Here is a 24,452-nt window from a genome sequence, read left to right as displayed (position 1 = left end):
AAGAGTCCGGTACAGTACCGAACTCTTTCATATAATAATATTGTTTAATTTTGTCTAAACTTTTGGGTGCAGTCCAAAACTTCTGCGGATCTATATTGTAAACAATTTCGCCTTTTTGCGATTTTGTCTTTTATTTAGTTTTCTCTGAACTCACTGATGAAGTGTAATTTCACATTCGGGAATTTCTCCTGCGTCATGTGAATCGTGAAAGAAGAGTCAGCAAGGAATACCAATTGATTGTATTTATCTCTCGCCAGGAATCTCTGCTTTAATCTTGCAAATTCTTTGAATTCTTCAGACTTCTCATCAGCTTCTACCCAACATGCTTTGTGCATAGATAGCGGTTCATAAGTACATTTTGCACCATATTCATGCTCTAGACGGTATTGGATAACTTCGTACTGAAGGGCTCCAACCGTTCCAATGATCTTTCTGTTATTCATTTCAAGCGTAAATAACTGTGCAACTCCTTCATCCATCAGCTGATCAATACCTTTCGCCAATTGCTTAGCTTTCAACGGATCATTGTTGTTGATATAACGGAAATGTTCTGGAGAGAAGCTTGGAATTCCTTTGAAGCTTAGTTTTTCTCCACCAGTCAATGTATCTCCGATTCTGAAACTTCCCGTATCATGTAAACCAACGATATCACCAGGGAAACTTTCTTCTACCACCTCTTTTTTATCTGCAAAGAATGCGTTGGGAGAAGAGAACTTCATTTTTTTACCTTCTCTTACTAATAAATAGTTTTCGTTTCTCTTGAAAGTTCCTGAAACAATTTTTACGAAAGCAAGCCTGTCTCTGTGCTTAGGGTCCATATTCGCATGGATTTTGAAAACGAATCCTGTGAAAGTGCTTTCTTCAGGTTTTACCAGACGGGTATCACTTTCTTTTGGCTGCGGCATCGGAGCAATATCAATGAAAGCATTCAATAATTCACGTACTCCAAAGTTATTTAAAGCAGAACCGAAGAATACAGGCTGAAGATCACCATTCATATAATCCTCACGGTTAAACTCAGGATAAACAGACTGGATCAGATCAAGCTCTTCTCTTAAAGTTTTAGCAGCCTTTTCACCAATTACGTCATCAATAGATGTATCATTGATATCATCAAACTTAATAGAATCTCCAACTTTCTGCTTTTTCTCCTCTAAGAATAACTGAATATTGTCTTCCCAGATATTATAAATTCCCTGGAAGTCACTTCCCATACCAATTGGTAGAGAAAGCGGGCAAACAGTTAATCCCAGTTTCTGTTCTACTTCATCCAAAAGATCGAAAGCATCTTTACCTTCGCGGTCTAATTTGTTGATAAAAACCAGCATCGGGATGTTTCTCATTCTGCAAACCTGAACCAGTTTTTCAGTCTGTTCCTCAACCCCTTTTGCAACGTCAATTACAACGATTACAGAGTCTACAGCAGTTAATGTTCTATACGTATCCTCAGCAAAGTCCTTGTGACCAGGAGTATCGAGAATGTTGATTTTGTGGTCTCTATATTCAAAAGCCAATACGGAAGTCGCTACAGAGATCCCTCTCTGTCTTTCAATTTCCATAAAGTCGGAGGTAGCTCCTTTTTTTATTTTGTTGGATTTTACCGCACCCGCTTCCTGAATTGCTCCCCCGAAAAGAAGTAACTTTTCTGTAAGAGTTGTTTTTCCGGCATCCGGGTGGGAAATGATCCCGAAGGTCTTTCTTTTTTGTATTTCTTTGATTAAGTCTGACATATCGTATTTTGAAGTTGCAAAAATCGTGATTTTTTACGAGGTTTTCAAATTTAAATGAAGACAATATTAATTAGACAGAATAATAGAAGGATATTCAGGTTTCAGAATGATGAATATAACTATGAACCGGCAATAGCTGGCTTTTCTTCAATGCAGCTTATCAGACTATTATTTTTATTAGCAACATAAAAATATACATCAGTCCGGTAGCAATCAGAATAACAATGGCTGCCATGATATATTCAAATATTCCAAATTCTGTTTTTTGTGGTTCTGAACTAAGATTGTACTGATTAATCGTTTGCTGACTTATTTTCAGATCCGGACGAAAGTGTTGAATCCCTTTTAGAAAATGACGGTACAGATCATATTGGTTACTTAAAATTACCAGTTCAAAATTAAAATCAACACGTGTTGGTCCAATTTCTCCTGCTTTATTTTTCAGGTAGACCTGCAATGTCGTTTTGCCAGATTTTACGGTCTGGGTGTTGAAAACATGTACATCAGTGGATGAGTTTCGAGCAGGCTTAAGGTCGTGATATAATATAGTTTCAATGATTACATTCTGATAGTTATAGAACGTAACCCCATTTTCATCCACAACCGCTTTTCGTATCTTTTGTTTTTTTCTGTAAGTTAAAGCCATTATCAAAGCGATACAACAAAATATAAGAAACAGTTGGGCAATAAGAAGCGTGAAAAAAATGCCAAGATTATGTTCCAGATATTGCCTGAAATTATTGTAAATAAGATTGAAAACAACCCCGATTACCACCATAATCAGAATGACAGCGATCCAGAGAATTCCCATTAGAAAATAAGTAATGGGTGTATTGATTTTAGATTCTATAGTCTGGAATTTTTCAATCATATTAATTCTTAGCTTAAGTTAACAAAAAAACAAGCCCGCATATAAGTGCTGTAATAATAAGTGCGGCCAGCATTAAAAGCCAGCCTCCCAACGAAATCCCTTTGCTGTTCACTTTCCATGTTTCCGTATCAATAGTATAGCTTCGGAAAACGAGAGGATCTACCTTCAAATCAGGACGAAAAGTAACAATACCATGTAGGAAATGGGCATACAAAGTAGATTTGTTTTTTACCACTCTCAAAGGAAGATTCATATCAATACGTCTTGTAGTCTCGTCTTTTTTATCTGATAGAATTGTTACCTCCAGTAAAGGAGCGATTCCTGATCCCACCGGATTGACTGTGTAAATATCAAAATCCTGTGTTGAAGGCCGGAGATCTGTGTAGAGGATCTGATCTGCAATTTCATTTCTTGAATTATAAAATAAGAGACCGGTTTCATCAACCACAATTGTATGGGCTAGTTTTTTTCTCTTAATAATATAATAACGGATTGCAGGAATTAAAATCAACAATGAAAGTCCCCAGCCGATTAGGGCAGGGTACAGCATTGCCTCTAATCCTCTTTTGTAAATTCCGTAAGCAGGACCTAAAACAAAAAGCAAAGCGAAAGGAATAAAGATCACAAAGAAAAGCACATTCAGAACAACAGTCATCAATCTGTTGGTTGTAGACTCAATTTTTTGAAACGGAGGTTCTGTATTCATTTTGTGATGTTCATGGATAAAGGAACGAAAATAAGAAATTCCTTTTTTAGTTGCCTGTAGCAGTCAAAAAAATTATCTTTGTTTTTCATAAACTTTTACAGAGAAAGGATGGAAAATAGCAAATATCCGAAGTTTACGTTCACATGGTTTGGCGGTGTAGTTTTAGTGGTTGGATTATTCGTGGGAACAATGGCAGTTTCTTTATTCAGTACTTTCTGGAAAGTTATTTTCAGAGAAAATATTGAATTGAAAGACTGGTTTCTGATGGTAGCAAATTCTGTAGGATTTCTTACAGCTATTGCCTTCTTCGATTTTTTTATTGTAAGACGTACCACTCAAAAGAGGCTTAACTTTAACTTATCATCGGTTAATTTTTCTACCTATCTTCTCATCTTTCCAATGATGGTGGGGATGATGTTTATTTCCGAATTTATTGCCGCTCAGATCCCAACCACAGGACCGTTTTTCGGTGAATTTTATGAATATTTTACCCAATTGATGAGTCAATTGACAGATAATCCTGTTGTAATGATTATTATGACCGTGATTATGGCTCCTATTTTTGAGGAAATTATTTTCAGAGGAATTATCCAGAAAGGATTGATCAATAAAGGAGTAGAACCATGGAAGGCGATTCTGTATGCTTCCATTATTTTTGGAGTTGTTCATGGAAATCCGTGGCAGTTTATCAGCGCAGTGATGCTGGGCTGCGTATTGGGATTAGTCTATCATAAAACAAAGTCTTTACTGATGCCGATATTGCTGCATGCGTTTAATAATTTAACACTGTCGTTATTGGTTCTTTATGGTAAAGATGAGAGTTTTGCAAAGGTTCTTCATGTTTCAGAATGGCTTGTACTAGCTGTTGGAATTGTACTTTTCTCTTTGTTCTATTATCTTTTTATGAAAAAGTATAAAGTACATTATGCTGAAATGTAAGTAACCCGATTAAAAAAGTAAAATTGAAAATGAATATAGAAATGGAATTATTAGTAGCTACACACAACGAACATAAAAAAGAAGAAATCCAACAGATACTGGGAAGTGATTGCGTGGTGAAAAGCCTTACCGATTATAATATTCACGAAGAAATTGTAGAAGATGGAGATTCTTTTCATGCCAATGCCCTGATCAAGGCCAAATATTGCTTTGAAAAAACAGGTGTTCCAAGCTTGGGAGATGACAGTGGTTTGGTTGTAGAATCTTTGGACGGAAGACCGGGAATTTTCTCAGCCCGTTATGCCGGAGATCATGATTTCGCAAAAAATATCGAAAAGGTATTGGAAGAAATGCAGGGAATTGAAAACAGAAAGGCTTATTTTGTGACGGTTCTTTGCTACTATGATGAAAACGGTGCTCAATATTTTGAAGGCAGAGTTCATGGAAATCTTTTAACAGAAAATAAAGGCTTTAAAGGATTCGGATATGATCCGATTTTTGTTCCTGAAGGATATGAAAGAACCTTTGCAGAAATGGATCCTGAAGACAAGAATAAAATCAGCCACCGTAAACAGGCATTAGACCTATTTATGGATTTTTTAAAAGTAACTGATTAAGTTTAAATATCAGGACGAAATCCCCATTTATATTTTCTGTTGTACATTTGTTATCATAAATTATTGATTTGAGTACTTATTTAACAATATTAGGTTTTAACTCTGCGATTCCAACCATCAATACATCACCCACAGCACAGCTGCTGGAAATGGAAGAAAGACTCTTCCTGATCGATTGTGGAGAAGGTACACAGGTACAGCTGAGAAAGGCAAAAGCAAGATTTTCAAAAATCAATCATATTTTTATCTCCCATCTTCATGGAGATCATTGTTTCGGACTTCCGGGGCTTATAGCTTCTTTCCGTCTTTTAGGAAGAGATATGCCTTTGCATGTTTATGGTCCTAAAGGAATTAAGAAGATGATGGAAACCATTTTTCAGATTACAGAAACCCATCGAGGTTTTGAAGTGATTTATCATGAACTGGATAAAGATTATTCTGAAAAAATATATGAGGATAACAGGGTAGAAGTCTACACTATTCCGTTGGATCACAGGATTTACTGTAATGGGTATCTTTTTAAAGAAAAACCGAAAGACAGACATCTTAATATGAAAGAGATTGCCAAGTACAGCGAAATTGAAACCTGCGATTATCATAATATCAAAGCAGGAAAAGATTTTGTACTAAGCGATGGTTATGTCCTTAAAAATGAAATTCTGACTGTTGATCCCGCTCCATCGGTATCCTATGCATTTTGCAGTGATACCCGTTATCTTGAAAGTGTGATTCCTATTATTAAGAATGTAACGGTTCTGTATCATGAATCTACATTTTTACATGATTTGAAGGAAATGGCAGATTATACAGGACACACTACAGCTTTGGAAGCAGCTACCATTGCTCAGAAAGCTCAGGTTGGAAAGTTGATTTTAGGTCACTTTTCCAACAGATATGGAGATCTGACAGTATTTACTGATGAAGCCAGAGAAATATTTCCCAATACATTTTTACCAAAAGCATTGGAGAGTGTAAAGATTTAGTATGAATATGTTGAAATTTGAAGAGCTCAGAGATTTTCTCAACGAAAAAGCAGATCAGTATAACGCTCCTGATTTTATTGAAAATGACCCGATACAGATTCCGCATCGTTTTTCTTTAAAACAGGACATTGAAATTGCAGGATTTCTGGCAGCCACAATCTCCTGGGGAAACAGAAAGTCGATCATTAATTCTGCAGATAAAATGCTTGATATTATGGGGAATTCTCCCTATGATTTTGTAATGAATTATTCAGAAAGAGATCTGGAAAGTATTCAGGATAAAAGCATTCACAGAACGTTCAATGGACAGGATTTTTCCTATTTCATCAGACAGTTCAACAGAATTTATAAAGAAAATGAAAGCCTGGAAAGTCTATTTGAAGTCAACAAAACAGAGAATAACTTTCTGCACGCAATAGAAAGATTCAGAAGTGGTTTCCTGGAAACAGAAAAACACAGAAGCCATAAACACATCAGTTCACCTTATAAAAATTCCTCTGCCAAAAGGATTATTATGTTTTTGAGATGGATGGTGCGTAAAGATAAAAGGGGAGTAGATTTTGGCATCTGGGAGAATATAGATCAGAAAAATCTTTCTATTCCTCTGGATGTGCATACCGGAAATATTTCCAGAAAATTAGGTTTGGTTTCCCGAACACAGAATGATTGGAAGACAGTAGAAGAGCTTGATATTGCCATCAGAAAATTTGATGAAAAAGACCCTGCAAAATATGACTTTGCGTTGTTTGGATTAGGAGTGACAAAGGAACTGTTGTAAAAATATAAAGGATGAAAAAATATAACGAAAAAACAGAAGTTCTTGAAAAAATAGCAGACAGTATTACCTCATGGATTGGATCTATCCAGTCTCTGGTTGTGCATACCCTCTTGTTTCTTACTTCGTTTTTGCTTCCGATGCTGAATATTGTTGATTTTGATAAAATGCTTCTTATCCTGACGACGGTACTTTCTCTGGAAGCTATTTATCTGGCAATCTTCATTCAGATGTCTGTGAATAAAAGCCACGAGAAAATTGAAGATATCCAGGAAGATATCGAAGACATTCAGGAAGATATTGAGGAAATCAGCGAGGATATTGAGGAAATCAGTGAAGACATTGAAGAGATCAACGAGGATATAGAAGATATTCAGGAAGATATTGAGGAAATCAGTGAGGATATTGAAGAAATCAATGAAGACGAAGATGAAGAAGACCATAATGAAAGAGCGAAAAACGTAATACTCAAGAGCAATGTAAGCTCGAACAAGAACGAAATTAAAGCGTTAAAAGATATTATCTCCCAGTTGCAGAATGAAATAGATCAATTGAAAAAAGATGATAAACTGCCGGAATAATGACAATTAAAATATAAACAGATCAATAACATTGATCTGTTTTTTTATGTCCGAATTTTTGGGTTTAATGATTTATGGAAAATGTAACGATAAGAAAAATTCATTATGAATGTAGATGTAGAAATAGAAAATAGTAATAGGTGAGGGTGAATTAGTATGATTATTTTTGCTACATTTGAACAAATGAAAACAAAATGTTAATCTATAGACTAAAAAACTATTTTTTCCTTTTTTCTTTTTTATTGATTTCTGCTTCTGCATTTTCTCAAACGAGGCCTGTCAGAAAATCAGAAAAGATAAAACCTTCTGCTGCAGCTCTCAGGGCCGGAGCATTCATTGATGTGAATGTACCTCCTTATACGCCTTCAAACTATACGCCAGAGCAGTTGGTAAAGAATATTTTGATCAATGGCGGTACCAATTGTACAACAGCCAATGTTACCAACGTTACTGTGTCTCCTAATCATGAAGTAGGCAACAGTAACAGATTCTGGGGATATTTTCATAAAGGAACAACCAATTTTCCTTTTACAGACGGGATTGTCCTGACTACAGGATATGCTTCCGAAGCAGGTAATAATTATGTGGCTGCGGTTGGACAATCAGTAGGAACAGGAAGTGATGCGGATCTTGTAGCAGCTACCGGAGCCAATGTCAGCTTAACGGATGCCGTAGCTCTTGAATTTGATTTCGTTCCGAATTCGAACCAGGTAAAATTTAATTATATATTCGTTTCAGATGAATATACTTCCAACTATCCTTGTACAGGATATTCTGATGCATTTGCTCTTTTGTTAAAGAAAGTTGGAGATCCTACCTATACTAATCTTGCTGTATTACCGGGAGGTGCAGGACCTGTAAGTGCAACCAATATTGTTCCTGCAGGAAACGGATTCAGTTGTGGACCTATCAATGCAAGTTATTTTGGAGCATTGGCGAATCCACACTTAGTGATCAATTATTTTGGAAGAACAACTCCCTTAACAGCTATTGCAGATGTAATTCCGGGACAGACTTATCATTTCAAAATGGTATTGGCAGATGCAAAAGACCCTTCCCATGACTCTGCAGTTTTCTTGGAAGGAGGATCTTTTGACGTGGGAATTAAAATTGTTGACGAAGCTGGAGTAGTGTTACCAGGCACCATCAACATGTGTGATAATACTCCGAAACAGTTAAAGGCACAGGTAGCAGCAATTCCAGGGATGACTTATCAGTGGTATAAAGATGGAGTAGCTATTCCAGGGGCAACCAGTGCTGTGTATGTAGCTACCCAACCAGGAGTTTATACGGTAAAAGTAATGGTTCCGGGGAATCAATGCCCAAGTGAAGCTACTATTACCATTATCGGAGGAACGAGCCCTACCGTACAGAATGCCGAACTTAAGCTCTGTACAACACCTGCAATTACCAGTTTTAATCTGGAAACAGCAAAACCTTTGATCAGTACAACGCAGGGAGCAGTATTCCGTTTCTATGCGAATCAGGCTGATGCACAGGCTCAAAATAATAGTTATATCACCAATCTGACCAACTATGCTGGTACAGATGGACAGATATTATACGTACTGGTTTCCAATGGAGCTTTCTGTAGTAAGATTGCAACATTAACTTTAAGAAAAGAAGAAACACCAACAGCTTTACTTACCGCACCAAGATTGAAAATCTGTGCCGGAGAATCCGTATTGCTTACAGCTACCGGAGGAGTAACATACCAATGGAGTGATTCTGCAAGTACCACCGGAGGAATAAGAACCGTAAGCCCTACTCAGACTACCACCTATACTGTATATGCTATAGGAGCACAGGGATGTAAATCTCTTCAGCCGGCACGTATTACCATTGAAGTAGTTCCGGCCATTGTTTCAAACTTGAAAGGAGGGCACATCTGTCAGGGCGATAAAATTGTTCTGGATGCAGGTTCAGGTCCTGGATATACGTATCAGTGGAGTTCAGGAGAAACAAGTCAAAGCATTACAGTAGCTACTCCTGGAGAATATTCAGTAACGATCAGTAACGGAGTTTGTTCAAAAGAGTTCAAAACTCAGGTTATTAAAGCCGTAATCCCTGAAGTAATAAAAGTAGATTATAGTGAGAATGGAGTTATGATCGTTACAGCAAGCAATCCAAGTAACGGTATTCTGGAATATTCAGTAGATAACGGAGTTACCTGGCAGTCTTCCAATGTATTTAATAATGTACCTAAAAATAAAGTCATTTCGATCAGAGTTAGGGTTAAATTTACCAGCTGTGTAGGTTTCCTTGAATTCTTTACATTCGTGATGAAAAATGTAATTACTCCAAACGGTGATAATATTAATGATGTCATTGATTTCAGCGGTGTGGTTAATTATAAAGATTTCAGCGGACAGGTTTTCGACCGATATGGAAGAGAAGTGTTTAAAGCAGCGAAGATCAACCCATATTGGGACGGATATTTCCAGGGCAAAAAGCTTCCTACTTCAACGTATTGGTATCAGGTAACCTTTGAAGATCCTGCAAGTAAAGAACTTACTGTAAAAACAGGATGGATATTACTTAAAAATATAGAATAATTTAAACTATAACTGAAAGACTGACTATTTCGTCAGTCTTTTTTTATTATTTTAAAATAAACAGAGTTGATATTCTAATATAAATAAATTTGCGTTAGTAATAATGTAAATTGTGTTAACTTGAATTTCAATCAAAAAAAATAGTATTTTTGTTCAAAATAATATAAAATGTTAAATAGGAGGAGAGGAAATTTATTTTTAGCGTTATTTTTAGCTTTCATGGGGAACTTTATTTGGGCTCAAAATAAAGGAAGGGTAGAAATTGCTGCAAAACCTAAAGCTGCTTCTTTGAGGGCAGGTGTTTTTATAGATGTAAACGCACCTAGTTACCCGGAATCAGGCTATCCTATAACCCAACTTATCAATGATGTACTTATATCCGGAGGTTCTACTTGTACCAGTTCAACGGTAAGCAATGTAACCGTTTCTCCAAACGTGTCTGCTACCAGTCAGAACCGTAGCTGGGGATATTTTAATAAATCAAATACCAACTTTCCTTTCAGTAAAGGGATTATACTTTCAACCGGATATGCCAATAAAGCCGGGAATACCTTCCAGGGAACATTAAGTGATGATCTGGGAACCGGAGGAGATGTAGATCTTGCGAACGCTTTAGGGATTGCTAACAATAACTTGACCAATGCAACCTCTATAGAGTTTGACTTTGTAGCAGCTTCTACTGAAATTACTTTCAGATATTTATTTGCTTCTAAAGAATATCAGCAAAACTTTCCATGTACTATTACAGATGGTTTCGCTTTGCTGTTAAAAAAATCCACCGATCCTACTTATACCAACCTTGCAGTACTTCCGGGAGGAGCAGGACCTGTAAGTGTAACGAATATCCACCCGCAATATCAAAACTGTGGGCCTAAAAATGAAGCTTATTACGGAGGAACAAATACCGCTCAGATTGAGACTAATTTTAATGGACGTACCATTCCTCTTACTGCTAAAGCAACAGTAATTCCAGGACAAACCTATCATTTTAAAATTGTGCTGGCGGATTATCAGGATCCTAACTTTGATTCAGCTGTATTTCTTGAAGCCGGATCATTCGATATCGGGGTGAAAATTCTGGATCCTGCAGGTGTACAGCTTCCTGCATCTGTAAATATGTGTGATAATACACCACAGACTTTTACTGCTTCTGTTCAGGGACCCAATATTACCTATCAGTGGTATTTAGGTACTAATGCGATTCCAGGCGCTACGAATGCAAGTTATACTGCAACACAGCCAGGGGTATATACCGTTAAGGTTTTTATTCAGGGAAATACCTGTCCGGGAGAAGCTACGATCACTGTGGTAGGTGGAACGTCTCCTACAGTACAGAATGCTACATTGACAGCCTGTTATGTTGCAGGAAATGCAACTTTTAATTTAACATCAGCACAAGCTTCAATAAGCACCACGCCGGGAGCTGTGTTTACCTATTATACAACATTGGCAGATGCTAATGCAGGAAACGCCAACACAATTCCTAATCCAACAGCTCATCAGAGTGCAGGTGGAACAGTGTACGTAAGAGTAGCAAACGGTTTCTGTGCAAAAGTAGCACAACTCCAATTGGTAAAAGCGCCACAAATGACGCCTACTATTGCTCCTCCGGCAGTACTTACCTGTGCTACCTCTCAGACTACACTGGATGCATCAGCCTCCGTTTATCCGGCAGGAGCTACTTTCAACTGGACAACTACAGGAGGAAATATTGTTTCAGGAGGAACTACTTTAAACCCTGTTATTAATGCAGCAGGAACATATACTTTAACGATTACAAAAGTGTACCAGCCTGGAAATATCAGCTGTACAGCTGTAGGAACTGTTACTGTAACAGGAAACAGTGCTCCACCAGTTACCGGGCTTACAGCAAGCAAAATAAAAATCTGTAAAGGAGATTCTGTAACACTTACTGCTTCAGGCGGAGCTACCTATAACTGGGGTAATGGCCTTACAGGAAATGGAAGTACACAGGTTGTTTCACCTACCGTTACCACTACTTATACCGTAACAGCCGTGGGTGCAAATGGTTGTGTCTCTCAAAACCCTGCAACGATAATAATAGAAGTTTCAGAGCCTTTTACAGCACAAAATGCAACATTGCACAAGTGTTATCAGCCAGGATTAACTTATAATCTTACAGAAGCACAACCTCAGATTACAACTACTGCAGGCGTTACTTTTACTTACTATGTCAATCAGGCTGATGCTAACGCAGCTAATGGAAACTTTATTGCAACACCTACAACATATGCACCTCCAGGAGGAAGCCAGACTATTTATGTATTAGTAAGCAATGGAGGTTGTAGCTATGTAGTATCTCTGCAATTATTAAGTACAGCCCAAACTACTCTTACCATTGCTGCACCACAAACAATTACCTGTACAACTCCTCAGGTTACTATCAATGCTTCGGCATCAGTAGTTCCTGCAGGATCTACAATTGCCTGGACGACAACCGGAGGAACTATTGTTTCAGGTGGCAATACCCTTACACCTGTTGTAAGCGCTGGAGGAACTTATACTCTAACGGTTACTAACATATCACAACCAGGAAACCTGAGCTGTACATTTACTGCTACAGTAACCGTTCAGGAAGATAAAGTACAACCGGTTGCTGCATTAGTTTCATCACAACCTCGTATTTGTGTGGGAGAATCAGTTACGTTGACTGCTTCCGGAGGAGTTACTTATAACTGGGGTAATGGTCTTACAGGAAATGGAAGTACTCAAGTGGTTTCACCTACTACAACTACTGTATATACGGTATTTGCAGTTGGAGCTAACGGATGTATTTCTGCAACGCCCGCAACTGTTACAGTTCAGGTAGGTCCACCAATAGCAGGTCTTACCGCATCTAAATTAAAAATTTGCGAAGGTGAATCTGTAACATTAACTGCCACAGGAGGAATTACTTATAACTGGGTAGGACTTACAGGAAACGGAAACACACAGGTAGTTACGCCTACAGTAACAACAGAATATTCAGTATATGCATTAGGAGGAAACGGATGTAGCTCTGTGAACCCAGCTAAAGTTACTATTGAAGTAGTTCCGGCGATCGTTTCTACTTTAAAAGATGTATTTGTTTGCGCCGGAGATAAAGGAACTCTGGATGCCGGGGCAGGACCCAACTATACTTATGTATGGAGTACAGGAGCAACGACTCAAACGATAACGACTAATATCCCGGGAACGTATTCTGTGATAATCAGCAATGGGGTTTGTTCCAAAACATTCTCTGCACAGCTTATTAATCCTGATCTGCCACAGTTTACCAATATTGTTTATGATAACCATATTCTTACCCTTACGGCAAGTAATCCTACAGGTGGAACTTTAGAATACTCTATAGATGGAGGATTGACGTGGCAGGCATCCAATGTATTTACAGGTGTTTTGAATAATACGATGTACTCTGTAATGGTAAGAGTGAAAGGTGCCAAATGTGGTACTTCTCTGGATTACTTTACATTCATTATCAGCAATGCCATTACTCCTAATATGGATGGGGTAAATGATACCATCGACTTCACTGGAATAAGCGGATACAAAGACTTCGCCGCTTCAATTTTCGACCGATATGGAGCGGAAGTATTCAAAGCAAGCAAAGGTAATGTTATATGGACAGGATCTTTAAAAGGAATCAATCTTCCTACTGCTACTTATTGGTACAGGGTACAATGGGAAAATCCGGCCAGCAAGAAAATGGAACAACGTTCAGGTTGGATTCTCTTAAAGAACAGAAACTAGATATTTACTAAAATAAAAAATCAACAACAAAATCTTTCAGCAATGAAAGATTTTGTTGTTTTTAAGAATAAATATTGTTGCGTTTTGTGAATTATTTGGAATAGAGGAGGAATATGTTAAAATTTTTTGTAATACAATGCTACCACACCATTTATGATTTGTCCGAATAGGGATTGATTAATGAAAATTTACTGTAAGAGCTTCTTATTTTGTTTTTTTATGGTAAAAAATATAAATATGTATATGATATATTTAAAAAAAAATTAAATTTGTTGAAACAAAAATATTATGAGAAGATATCTACCGCTTTGTTTATTTTTTTTAGTCATCTCGACTTTTTTATTTTCACAAAATCTGCCTCCGCGAAAACAGGCAAAAGAAATTCCTTCAAATCTATCCAGAAGGGCTGGTGCTTTTATTGATGTAAACGCTCCGCAGTATCCTGAAACCGCTTACACTATTGAAAAAATGGTTAAAGATGTATTGATCTCATCAGGGACCAATACCTGTCTTACTCCCAATGTATCCAATGTAAAGATTACACCTAATCACGCTCCAAGTGATGCCAACAGAGCATGGGGATATTTTCATAAAGCTACAACCAATTTCCCTTTTAAAGATGGGCTTATTCTTTCTACAGGGTATGCAAGAAGAGCTGGTAACACCTTTGAAGGTGGCCTTAGTGATGTGAACGGTGGAGGATCAGATGCTGACCTTGCACAGGTGATTGGAGTAGTGGAAAGTAGATTGAATGATGCTGTTCTTTTGGAGTTCGACTTCGTTCCAACAACCTCTCAGATTAAATTTAATTATCTGATCGCCTCAGAAGAATATACAGGCTCATTCCCTTGTACCTTTGCAGATGCATTTGCCATCTTGTTGAGACCTACTTCAGGTGGACCTTATGTAAATATGGCTGTTCTTCCGGGAGGAGCAGGACCGGTAAGTATTACCAATATCCACCCTGCAATTGCAGGGAGTTGTGGTGCCGTAAACGAACAATATTTTGCAGGATATAACACCGGAAACGTTGAAACAAATTTTAACGGGAGAACGATTCCTTTGACTGCTACGGCAACAGTAGTAGCAGGACAGCAATACCACTTCAAAATGGTAATTGCCGATTACAGTGACCATAGTTATGACTCTGCAGTATTCCTTGAAGGTGGATCTTTCAATATCGGAGTAGACCTTTTAGATCCTGCAGGAACAAAATTACCTTCAGACATCAATGTATGTGATAATGTACCTCAGGTAATTACAGCTTCTGTAAATGACCCTAACCTTGTATATCAGTGGTTCTATAACGGTGCACCAATACCTAATGCAACGACTAATACAATTACTGCAATACAGCCTGGTACCTATACTATCGAAGTAAGTGTTCCTGGTAATCCATGTCCGGGTAAAGCTTCCATACAGATTCACGGAGGAACAACACCGCTGGCTCAGGATGCTACATTGCTGCTTTGTACCACACCGGATATTACTACTTTTGATTTAAGTACAATTATGCCTACCATCAGCCCAACGCCTGGAGCTATCTTTAAATTCTACGAAAATCAGGCGGATGCTGTTGCACAGAATAACAATTATATTCAGACTCCTTTAAACTATAATGGTAACGATGGACAAATTTTGTATGTTCTGGTTTCCAATGGAGGATTCTGTAGCAAAATTGTAGAATTGACATTACAGAAAGAAACAACCCCAACCGCTAAAGTGAAAGCTTCCAGAATAAAAATCTGTCCGGGAGAATCTGTAACCCTTACCGCTGAAGGAGGAGATACTTATCTTTGGAGCAATTTCATGGGAACAGGGAATATGCAGACCGTTACTCTATACCAGACTACAACATTTACAGTATATGCACTGGGAGCAAAAGGATGTAAATCTCTGAATCCGGCAACAATTAGAATTGAAGTAACACCAGAAATTACTTCTACATTAAAAGATGTTGAAATGTGTGTAGGTGATATTGTAACACTGGATGCAGGAGCTGGCGATGGTTACAAATATCTTTGGAGCACAGGTGCTACAACGCAGAAAATTAATGTAAACCAATGGGGTATTTACTCAGTGGAAATTGATAACGGTATCTGTAAGAAAGTTTTTGAAGCTAAAGTAATGGGAGCAGCAACTCCTTTCGTTACCGCTTTAAATTATGAAAGCATCAAAAAGTCAGTGACAATTACAGCCGAAAACCCGCCAATGAACAATACGCCAAGTACTTTGGAATATTCTATTGACAACGGGATTACATGGCAGGATTCCAATGTATTTACTAACCTTTTAGATAATACAAACTATACTGTTTTAGTAAGAAGAGTAGGAACACATTGTGTGGGATCTCTTGAATTCTTTACATTGCAGATTAACAATATCATTACTCCGAACGAAGACGGAATCAACGATGTACTGGATCTTAAGGCTCTTGGAGACTTTAAAAACTTTACAGGTTCTGTGTACGACAGATATGGAGTGGAAATGTTCCGATTCTCAAAAGAAAATCCTATTTGGGACGGAACAGTAGGTGGTAAGAGACTTCCTACAGCAACATACTGGTATAAGTTCAACTTTGAGTATCCAAAATCAAAAGCTCAGATGAACTGGTCAGGATGGATCATGCTGAAGAACAGAAACTAAAATTGATAATGTACTATAAAAGAAAGCCTTTCGAATTTATTTGAAAGGCTTTCTACTTTTAACGAATAAGGTTATTGTACTTTATTCAACAAAAAAAGCTCCTGATAGAGGAGCTTTTATAATTATTGTCTTATTGATTTTCTTTCCAGAGATTCGCAAAGTGTATAAAATCTGCAACACTTAGTTCTTCCGCTCTCTTATCTAAAAATTCATGTCCTTTTAAAGCTTCAGGAATGTTTAATGATTTCAGAGCATTAGACAGCTTTTTTCTTCTTTGGTTGAAACCTGTTTTTACAATCTGCTTAAACAGAACCTCATTGCCTGCAAGTCCTTCCTTAGGATTTCTTGTAAGTCTGATGACTCCCGATTTTACTTTTGGCGGAGGATTGAAGACATTCTCATGTACCGTAAACATATAAGATACGTCATAATAAGCCTGTATCAGAACAGAAAGAATACCGTAATCTTTAGTTCTCGGAACAGCAGCTGTTCTTTCAGCAACCTCTTTCTGGAACATTCCCACCATTTCCGGGATCAATTGGTAATGATCTACAATCTGAAACAGAATCTGTGACGAAATGTTATAAGGGAAATTTCCAATGATAGCAATCTGATCGTCTTTGATAAAACTGAAATCCTGCTTCAGGAAATCTCCTACAAAAGTCTCTTCCGTTACTTTTGTATAATTGTTTTTCAGGTATTCAATAGATTCCGTGTCTATTTCTGCAAGGTAAATGTTCTGATCCTTTTCAAGAAGATATTTGGTAAGAACTCCCATTCCGGGACCTACTTCCATGATGTTGGTATAGTTCTCAAAACTAAGACCTTCTACGATTTTTCTTGCGATATTTTCATCTGTCAGGAAGTGCTGCCCAAGATGTTTTTTTGCTTTTACACTCAAAGTTTTTTATGATTTTATTAACAGTGATTTTCTTTATTTCGTCCCAAATTTCGGAAGATTTTTTCTATTTTAGCCAAAAATTTTAATATTAATGGCTAAATCTGTAGATGAATTTAATAAGAAAAGGCTTCGGTCCAGCAATATTACAGTAGTGATAAGTATTGCCTTAGTGTTATTTTTGTTAGGATTAATGGGGCTTATTCTGATTAATGCCCAGAAGTATTCTGACTATATCAAAGAACAGTTGGTGGTGAACGCCTACTTTGATGAAAACTATGATGCTAAAGATTCTGTAAAAATTGCAAAACTTGAGGAAGAAACTTTTAAAAAGGTACAGTTATTAGCTCCTGTAAAAAAAGCGACTTATATTTCAAGGGATATGGCGGCTAAAGAAGCCAAAAAAACTATGGGAATCGACAGTGATGCACTGTTTGAAGAAAATATTTTCCCTTCTTCTATTGAAGTAGCTTTAAAACCGGAATTCGTGGATCCAGCAAAAATTGATGAAGCCATCAAAGAGATCAAATCTGTTCCGGGAATTATCGATGTTAAAAATGACAGTACTTTGATGGTAGATGTTTACAATAACCTGAGCAGAATTCTGAAATGGATCTTAGGATTTTCAGTACTGTTCCTGATATTGGCGGTTGTATTGATCAACAACTCTATCCGTCTGAAAATATTCTCAAAGAGATTTATTATTAAAACAATGCAGCTGGTAGGAGCGAAAAGAAGATTTATCCTTAAACCTTTCATTGTAGAAGCTATTATTCTCGGAGCTATCGGTTCTGTAATAGGTCTTATTGCGTTAGGTGGAGTTTGGTATTATTTCACAAGTCAGATTGGTTCAGCTTTCGTACAGGACAACAATCAGTACTTCTGGTTAGTTATCCTCGTACTTGGAGTAGGAATTTTTATTTCTGTCTTAAGTACAATTTTCGCTACATGGAGATTCTTAAAATCAAACGTTGACGATTTATATTACTCTTAATAATGAGCAAAAAAACAAATAAATTTTCCGCTTCAGACTTTGGACATGAAGCTGAAGTACCACAGGAAAACACTTTCTATTTCGGACAGCAGAATTTCAAATGGATGCTGATCGGATTAGCATTTATTGTAGTAGGATTTCTACTGATGATGGGACCTGATGCCAATACTGTAGATGGGAAATTTGATCCTAACTCATGGAATGACGATATCTTTTCTATCAGAAGAATCAGAATAGCACCTCTGTTTGTTGTTATAGGATTTGTCATAGAAGTGTACGCGATCTTAAAAAGAAAATAAATAAATTTTTATATTTTGAGATTAAGAGATTAAGAAATTGAGAATCATGTATTCTGAGTTTCCGGATCTCTTAATCTTTTAATTTTTTAAAGGAATATGGATTTAATCAAAGCAATTATTATTGCCATTGTAGAGGGGTTAACAGAATATCTTCCGATTTCTTCTACTGCACATATGGGATTTACGGCAAATCTTATGGGGTTGGAGGAAACAGAATTTTTGAAGATGTTTCAGGTGTCTATTCAGTTTGGAGCTATTTTATCTGTGGTAGTAGCCTACTGGAAAAAGTTTTTTGACTTAAATAATATTCAGTTCTATTTCAAGCTTGCATTTGCAGTAGTTCCGGCTTTAGTGTTGGGCTATTTGTTTGATGATAAAATTGAAGCCGTTCTTGGAAATCAGATTGCTATTTCTTCCGTATTGGTTTTAGGGGGTGTTGTTTTACTGTTTGCAGATAAATGGTTTAAGAACCCTAAGATTGATGATGAAAAAGGAATTACCATAAGAAATGCTGTTACCATTGGTTTCTGGCAGTGTCTTGCGATGATGCCGGGAACAAGCCGTAGTGCTGCTTCTATCATTGGAGGAATGGCACAAGGGCTTACCAGAAAAGCCGCGGCAGAATTCTCTTTTTTCCTTGCAGTACCAACAATGCTGGCAGTAACAGTGTACTCAGTTTTTGTGAAGACCTGGGGAAAAGAAACGGCCAATCCACAGAAAGGATATGAAATGATTATGGCTTCTCAGGATCACATCATGATCTTCGTTGTAGGAAATATTGTAGCATTTATTGTAGCGCTTATTGCGATCAAAGCGTTCATTGGAGTGCTTAATAAATATGGATTCAAACCTTGGGGTTGGTACCGTATTTTTGTTGGAGTTGCCCTGTTGATTTATTTTTATTTCTTTAAATAAGAAAGTATACTTTACCCATTCATGACTGCTGAAGAACTGAAATCAGGATACATTTTTTTATTGGATAAGCCTTTGGACTGGACTTCCTTCCAGGCTGTCAATAAAATGAAATATAAACTTAAAAGGGAGTTTGATCTTCCTAAAAATTTTAAAATCGGACACGCCGGAACTTTAGATCCCAGAGCAACTGGGCTTCTTATTGTCTGCTGTGGAAAATTTACAAAGAAAATTCCGGAGATCCAGGATGCTCCCAAAGAATATTGGACAGAGATCAAAATTGGGGTACAGACAGAATCCTATGATACTGAAAAGCCTGAAATCCTTCAACAGGACATCTCACATATTACGGAAGAGCAGGTACATGAAGTACTGGAAAAATTTGTTGGAGAAATTGAACAAAAACCACCTGTTTATTCGGCTATTAAAATTGATGGCGAAAGAGCTTACAACCTTGCCAGAGCTGGTGAAGAAGTGGAGATGAAAGCAAGAAAAACAACGATCCATTATATCAAGGATATAAAAATTGATTTTCCTTTGGTGAGTTTTATGGTAGGATGTTCAAAAGGAACTTACATCAGAAGTCTTGCCCATGATATTGGCCAGGAATTGGGAGTAGGAGCTTATCTGACACAGCTAAGACGTACCAAGATTGGTGAGTATGCCATTGAAGATGCTACAGATCAATTTCTGAATAACGAGTACAGATTTGAAGGTCTGTAAAAATTAAATTAAAAATTCTCAGGATATTGAGAATAGTACATTACCAGAAAGTATTGTTTATGGTTTGACTGCCATAGGGATATTATTTTCTTCCTAACTTTGCATTAGGAAATACTGGGAATATAAGCTGATGGTTTTTTCATAAACTTACACTATGAAAGTACTATTTTCAGCAATTAAAATTATACCGGCTACGGAAAAGACTAATGGAAAAAACGCGTATCAATAAATATTTATCAGAAGTGGGATACTGTTCAAGAAGAGCAGCAGATAAACTTTTGGAAGAAGGAAGAATCAAGATAAACGGGAAAATTCCTGAGTTGGGAACCAAAGTTTCTGATGAAGATCTTGTAGAAGTAGACGGAAAACCAATCAGAGAGCCTCAGGAAAAACCTGTGTATATCGTTTTTAATAAACCTGTAGGAATTGTCTGTACTACCGATACAAAACGTGAAAAAAATAATATCGTAGATTATATCAACTATCCCAAAAGAATTTTTCCCATCGGAAGACTGGATAAACCAAGCGAAGGACTTATCTTCTTAACGAGTGACGGCGATATCGTCAATAAAATTCTTAGAGCGCGAAATAACCACGAGAAAGAATATCTTGTTCGTGTAGACAAACCTATCACTCCAAGATTTTTGGAAAAAATGCGAAACGGAGTTCCAATCCTTGATACCGTGACAAAAAAATGCGAGGTAGAGAAGATTGATGAAATGAATTTCAGAATTGTTCTTACTCAGGGACTCAACAGACAGATCCGAAGAATGTGTGAATATCTTGGATACGAAGTGAAAAAACTGAAACGAATCCGTATCATGAATATCAAACTTGATTTGCCGGTCGGGAAATGGAGAGATATGACAGACGAAGAACTTAATACGCTCAATTCTTTGCTGGTAGATTCCAGTAAAACATTTGATTAAAAATATCTAATATACTTTAACGGTTTCACTTTCATACTCAGGAATAAAAAGTTGATAGATCATTAAATATTTTTTCATTTAATTATTTATCACTTATTGGTGTAATATATTTTTATTATTCAATAAAAATATATTATATTTATAATATTAACACCAATAACCTGAAAATCATGAAATTAAAATTTAATTCAGTTCTACTATGTATTACTCTGGTAATATTTGTGAGTTGTCAAAATGATAATCATAATCCGGATCATCCGCATGATTCTTCGTTTTACATTGATTACAGAAGTTTAAAAGGATCATCAGACGGAATTGCCGTTATTGAACTCGATCCTGAAGCCCCCAATTTTGGAAATATCAGTAGCAAACTTGAATTGGGCATTGGTGTACTACCACATCATATTTATTACAATCAGAATGCCAATAAAATGTTTACAACTGCTCTGGGAGGCAGCTACCTTTATGAAGTAAAAGCAAGAAAAGATAAAAACGGACAGCCCATATTGATCAATGCAACACCTATTGATACCGGTGAAAATACTGTAGGTGAAAATCTGTTTTTTACTAATGACGGAAGATATTTTATGACCTTTATGGGTGGGGCAGGAGGTCCGAAAGATGGAAGCATTGGGGTGTTCAATGCTGGTAATAATCAGCTTATCAAAACCATTAAAGCTCCCATTCAAACGAATCCGAGCCAATTTATAATGTATCCGCATGGTATTTCAATTAATGAAGAAAAAGGATTAATGATGGTGACGTCAACCATTCACCCGGATCTTACAACAGGAATGGGAAATACCTGCACTTTATTAGACCTGAATACCTACGAAATAAAAGAAACGTATCAGGTAGCAGATTCTCCAACAGATTTGTCAGCTCCTGTTGAAGTTTTATTACTGCGTGGGAAATTTCCGCAATATGCACTTGCGACAACTATGCTTGGTGGAGATATCTGGATAGCTCCATACAATACGACAACCAAGAAATATGATGCTTTTACTAAGATTTTTGACGGAAGTACAAAAGGATTAGGCTGGGCGCTCGAAATGTATATTGATGACTCAAACAAACTCTATGTCAGCTTTGCAGACCCAGGAAAAGTGCTTGTCTTTGATATTAATAATCTTCCCCAGTTGAAACTTCTGAAGACTTTTGATGCCGATAAAGGAGCACATCATATGGCCTTCTTTAAAACCAAATCCGGAAAAGAGGTGGTTGCAGTGCAAAATAATTTATTGGATCTCCCTAACTTAAATTCCGGAACTATTAGCGTAATTGATATTAATACGGGAAAAACATTGGGTACCGTAAATTTACGTGAGCGATATGGAATACTGCCGGAATCTATTGAAGGAACTAATGGACCAAGCAACTATATGCATCACTAAAATGTAAGTTCTTATTTTATAATACATAACTCTTCCAGAATATTATTTTGGAAGTGTTTAAACCTATTTAAGGTTTCATGTTATTTTACATATAACCTCATTCTTTCTTCATACTCAGGTTTCAGTTTTAAAAGTTTCCATATTTTTTTATCATCAGGATTACTGATCCGGTAGAATATGATTTTGTCTGCTGAATACTTGAAATAAGGATGATTTTTAAGCCATTCTTCAGGTGCTTCTAATAATGAATATCGGGGAACATTTGAGATATTCAACGGGGCTATTGAAATCAGTTTTTGAACCAGATTCTGATCTATGTTGTAAGTGCTTAGAATTTGTTGTTTATTCATAAAACCTCCCAGTTTCTTTCTGAAGCCAATCATTGAACCAGCACTTCTTTCATCCAGCCCAAATTCTATAAGCTGTTTGAAAGTAATGGTGTTAAGATCTGTTTTTGAAAAATCTGTTTGTTCCTGTTGTTTTTCCTGAAGTTTGATATAAGGTTTCATCTCCTGAAATTTCTCTGCGGAAATCACAAAACATTTCTGCAGATCGTCTAAGCTTTTAAAACTGCCTCTTAAATTTCTGTCTCGATAATTGATGATGGCGGCTGCCTGTTTCTCTGAGAACCCGAGTGCTTTCCAGCCTTCTAAATCCAGCTGATTAGGATCAAAAGCATGATATTGGATCCTGGGCTTAATAAAGTTGTTTTTGTTAGGATTTCTGAAATTTTCAGGCGTTTTTGAAGGCAGCAGGAGATAAGGTTCAAGTTTGTGGTAATTTTCCGGAGAGATGATAAAACATTCTTTAAACTTTTCTTTACTGATAAAACTTCCTCCGAGATAATTTCTATACTTTATAATGGCTTCTGACTGTCTTTCGCTAAAGCCCATTTTAAGCCAGTCATTGGCAGAAAACTGATCAGGATTGAATTTTCCTGAAATCATAATTCCTTTCTTTCCGTATGTAGTGAATCTTTTGGAATCTCCTTTTTCTGCTATTTCAGGAAGTAAAATAAAAGAAGCAAGTTCACTGAATTTCTCTTCAGAAATAGCATAACATTTTTTCAACTGTTCTTTTGATGTAAATTTTCCCCCTACAATATCTTTATATTTCAGGATGGTTGCTGTTTGTTTCTCTGAAAATCCAAGTTTCTGCCACTGTTCATTGTCCAGCGTATTGGGATCAAAATCTGATAGGTTTACTGGTATTGAAGCATCTTTGATGAACGTAACTTCAGGAAACGGTTCTTTTTCACGGCTGGTATATTTCTGATACACCAATAAAACAGTCAGCAATGTGACCATAAATGCCAATTTTTGGTAGTAGCTTTTTCTCATCATGTAGTAAACTTATTGATAAAAACAAATCATGACAATAGTTGATAATGAATTAGTTAAATATGATATAGAGAAAGTGTTTTATTGTTGATAAGCTAATAGGAATATTGCCTTTTGGGTGATATAATTTCTTAATTGATACTGAATACTCTGATTAGAATTTTATTTTTTAACACGACAGGTTCTGTCGTCCTGGAGAGATATTTTTGCATCAGAATAAAATTGATATCCATATAAAATAAAGTGAATTTAATTATTAATCGTGTGATTTACAAATTGTCACAATAAGTTGATTGTTGAGTCTTAAAAAGTGTTAAATTCGCAAAGCTTCAATAAGCTAATTACTAACTCAGAAAACGATATTAAAATGAGAAAACTTTATCTCGGTGCATTTACTTTATGCACGGTCTTGGGCGTATCTGCTCAGGAAGTGGTGTGGCAGAAAGACATCCAATCCTCTACCCAGGATTTTCTAAGCCAGGTCGCTACAACCATCGATCAGCAGTATTTGATCACGGGAAGTTCTATTCAAAGCAATAAGCAACAGGCTTTAAGCAGTAAGCAGAATAACGGTTATGATTTTCATCTGGTAAAACTCAATCAACAGGGTCAAGAAGTCTGGGAAAAATATTTCTCAGGACCAAACCATGATTATTTATCAGCAACCGTTACCACACAGGATGGAGGTTTTTTACTAGCGGGAACCTCTTATTCAGGAAAAGGATTAGACAAAAAAGAGGATTCCAAAGGAGGTTCCGATATCTGGCTGATCAGAATCAATGAATTTGGTGATGAATTGTGGCAGAA

The 24,452-nt window shown here is 36.8% G+C and carries 19 protein-coding genes and 1 pseudogene; 15 read left to right on the top strand and 5 right to left on the bottom strand.

Going from position 1 to position 24,452, the window contains the following annotated elements; all coding sequences use genetic code 11:
- Positions 1-134 precede the first annotated feature (134 nt).
- The 3 genes from NK356_RS21540 to NK356_RS21530 form a co-directional block, all read right to left on the bottom strand.
- Positions 135-1,730: a peptide chain release factor 3 gene (locus NK356_RS21540; RefSeq protein WP_253318022.1), complete on the bottom strand. Its 1,596-nt coding sequence runs from the start codon at positions 1,728-1,730 to the stop codon at positions 135-137.
- Between the two features lie 160 nt (positions 1,731-1,890).
- Complete coding sequence (locus NK356_RS21535) at positions 1,891-2,601, bottom strand: hypothetical protein (RefSeq protein ID WP_253318021.1); 711 nt, start codon at positions 2,599-2,601, stop codon at positions 1,891-1,893.
- Positions 2,602-2,614: 13 nt separating this feature from the next.
- Complete coding sequence (locus tag NK356_RS21530) at positions 2,615-3,307, bottom strand: hypothetical protein (protein ID WP_156106432.1); 693 nt, start codon at positions 3,305-3,307, stop codon at positions 2,615-2,617.
- Between the two features lie 108 nt (positions 3,308-3,415).
- On the opposite strand from NK356_RS21530, the gene NK356_RS21525 reads away from it, so the two are divergent.
- The 8 genes from NK356_RS21525 to NK356_RS21490 all read left to right on the top strand — a co-directional run bounded on the left by NK356_RS21525 (position 3,416) and on the right by NK356_RS21490 (position 16,156).
- A complete protein-coding gene (locus NK356_RS21525; protein ID WP_253318020.1) occupies positions 3,416-4,246 on the top strand; it encodes a CPBP family intramembrane glutamic endopeptidase in 831 nt (276 codons plus the stop codon).
- Positions 4,247-4,281: 35 nt separating this feature from the next.
- Complete coding sequence (gene rdgB / locus NK356_RS21520; protein ID WP_062671602.1) at positions 4,282-4,863, top strand: RdgB/HAM1 family non-canonical purine NTP pyrophosphatase; 582 nt, start codon at positions 4,282-4,284, stop codon at positions 4,861-4,863.
- A gap of 68 nt (positions 4,864-4,931) precedes the next feature.
- Positions 4,932-5,846 (top strand): ribonuclease Z, encoded by a 915-nt coding sequence (locus NK356_RS21515; protein ID WP_034695314.1) that lies wholly within the window; start codon positions 4,932-4,934, stop codon positions 5,844-5,846.
- Positions 5,847-5,856: 10 nt separating this feature from the next.
- Positions 5,857-6,624: a TIGR02757 family protein gene (locus NK356_RS21510; protein WP_156106437.1), complete on the top strand. Its 768-nt coding sequence runs from the start codon at positions 5,857-5,859 to the stop codon at positions 6,622-6,624.
- 11 nt (positions 6,625-6,635) lie between these two features.
- Entirely contained in the window at positions 6,636-7,202 is a 567-nt protein-coding gene (locus tag NK356_RS21505) for a DUF1003 domain-containing protein (protein ID WP_034695317.1), read from the top strand.
- A gap of 194 nt (positions 7,203-7,396) precedes the next feature.
- On the top strand, positions 7,397-9,757 hold the full coding sequence (locus tag NK356_RS21500; protein WP_034695319.1) for a T9SS C-terminal target domain-containing protein: 2,361 nt from the start codon (positions 7,397-7,399) through the stop codon (positions 9,755-9,757).
- Positions 9,758-9,925: 168 nt separating this feature from the next.
- Entirely contained in the window at positions 9,926-13,510 is a 3,585-nt protein-coding gene (locus NK356_RS21495; RefSeq protein ID WP_253318019.1) for a choice-of-anchor L domain-containing protein, read from the top strand.
- A gap of 288 nt (positions 13,511-13,798) precedes the next feature.
- On the top strand, positions 13,799-16,156 hold the full coding sequence (locus tag NK356_RS21490; protein ID WP_034695321.1) for a T9SS C-terminal target domain-containing protein: 2,358 nt from the start codon (positions 13,799-13,801) through the stop codon (positions 16,154-16,156).
- Positions 16,157-16,286: 130 nt separating this feature from the next.
- On the opposite strand, the gene rsmA is transcribed toward NK356_RS21490, so the two are convergent.
- On the bottom strand, positions 16,287-17,057 hold the full coding sequence (gene rsmA, locus NK356_RS21485; RefSeq protein WP_034695323.1) for a 16S rRNA (adenine(1518)-N(6)/adenine(1519)-N(6))-dimethyltransferase RsmA: 771 nt from the start codon (positions 17,055-17,057) through the stop codon (positions 16,287-16,289).
- A 91-nt stretch (positions 17,058-17,148) separates the two neighbouring features.
- Here rsmA and NK356_RS21480 point away from each other — a divergent pair, with 91 nt between their 5' ends.
- From NK356_RS21480 to NK356_RS21455, 6 genes are all read left to right on the top strand, one after another.
- Positions 17,149-18,048, top strand: a complete 900-nt coding sequence (locus NK356_RS21480; RefSeq protein WP_034695324.1) for an ABC transporter permease — start codon at positions 17,149-17,151, stop codon at positions 18,046-18,048.
- A 2-nt stretch (positions 18,049-18,050) separates the two neighbouring features.
- Positions 18,051-18,347 (top strand): DUF3098 domain-containing protein, encoded by a 297-nt coding sequence (locus NK356_RS21475; protein WP_034695325.1) that lies wholly within the window; start codon positions 18,051-18,053, stop codon positions 18,345-18,347.
- 96 nt (positions 18,348-18,443) lie between these two features.
- Positions 18,444-19,262 (top strand): undecaprenyl-diphosphate phosphatase, encoded by an 819-nt coding sequence (locus NK356_RS21470; RefSeq protein WP_034695326.1) that lies wholly within the window; start codon positions 18,444-18,446, stop codon positions 19,260-19,262.
- A 21-nt stretch (positions 19,263-19,283) separates the two neighbouring features.
- Positions 19,284-19,982, top strand: coding sequence for a tRNA pseudouridine(55) synthase TruB (gene truB / locus NK356_RS21465; RefSeq protein ID WP_253318018.1), 699 nt, complete (start codon positions 19,284-19,286; stop codon positions 19,980-19,982).
- A 206-nt stretch (positions 19,983-20,188) separates the two neighbouring features.
- The gene (rluF, locus tag NK356_RS21460) at positions 20,189-20,911 is read left to right on the top strand and encodes a 23S rRNA pseudouridine(2604) synthase RluF (RefSeq protein WP_034695328.1); all 723 of its coding nucleotides are present in this window, start codon (positions 20,189-20,191) and stop codon (positions 20,909-20,911) included.
- Positions 20,912-21,081: 170 nt separating this feature from the next.
- Positions 21,082-22,305 carry a YncE family protein gene (locus tag NK356_RS21455; protein WP_253318017.1) on the top strand — a complete coding sequence of 408 codons (1,224 nt, stop codon included), beginning with the start codon at positions 21,082-21,084 and terminating at the stop codon, positions 22,303-22,305.
- A gap of 80 nt (positions 22,306-22,385) precedes the next feature.
- Here the strand turns inward: NK356_RS21455 and NK356_RS21450 are convergent, their stop codons facing one another.
- Positions 22,386-23,612, bottom strand: coding sequence for a helix-hairpin-helix domain-containing protein (locus NK356_RS21450; RefSeq protein ID WP_253318016.1), 1,227 nt, complete (start codon positions 23,610-23,612; stop codon positions 22,386-22,388).
- 400 nt (positions 23,613-24,012) lie between these two features.
- Here NK356_RS21450 and NK356_RS21445 point away from each other — a divergent pair.
- Positions 24,013-24,452: pseudogene (locus NK356_RS21445) on the top strand (T9SS C-terminal target domain-containing protein); the annotation flags it as partial.

The organism is Chryseobacterium sp. S0630, assembly GCF_024158915.1.
Classification (GTDB): Bacteria; Bacteroidota; Bacteroidia; order Flavobacteriales; family Weeksellaceae; genus Chryseobacterium.
This window is presented reverse-complemented; position numbering and strand designations above follow the sequence as displayed.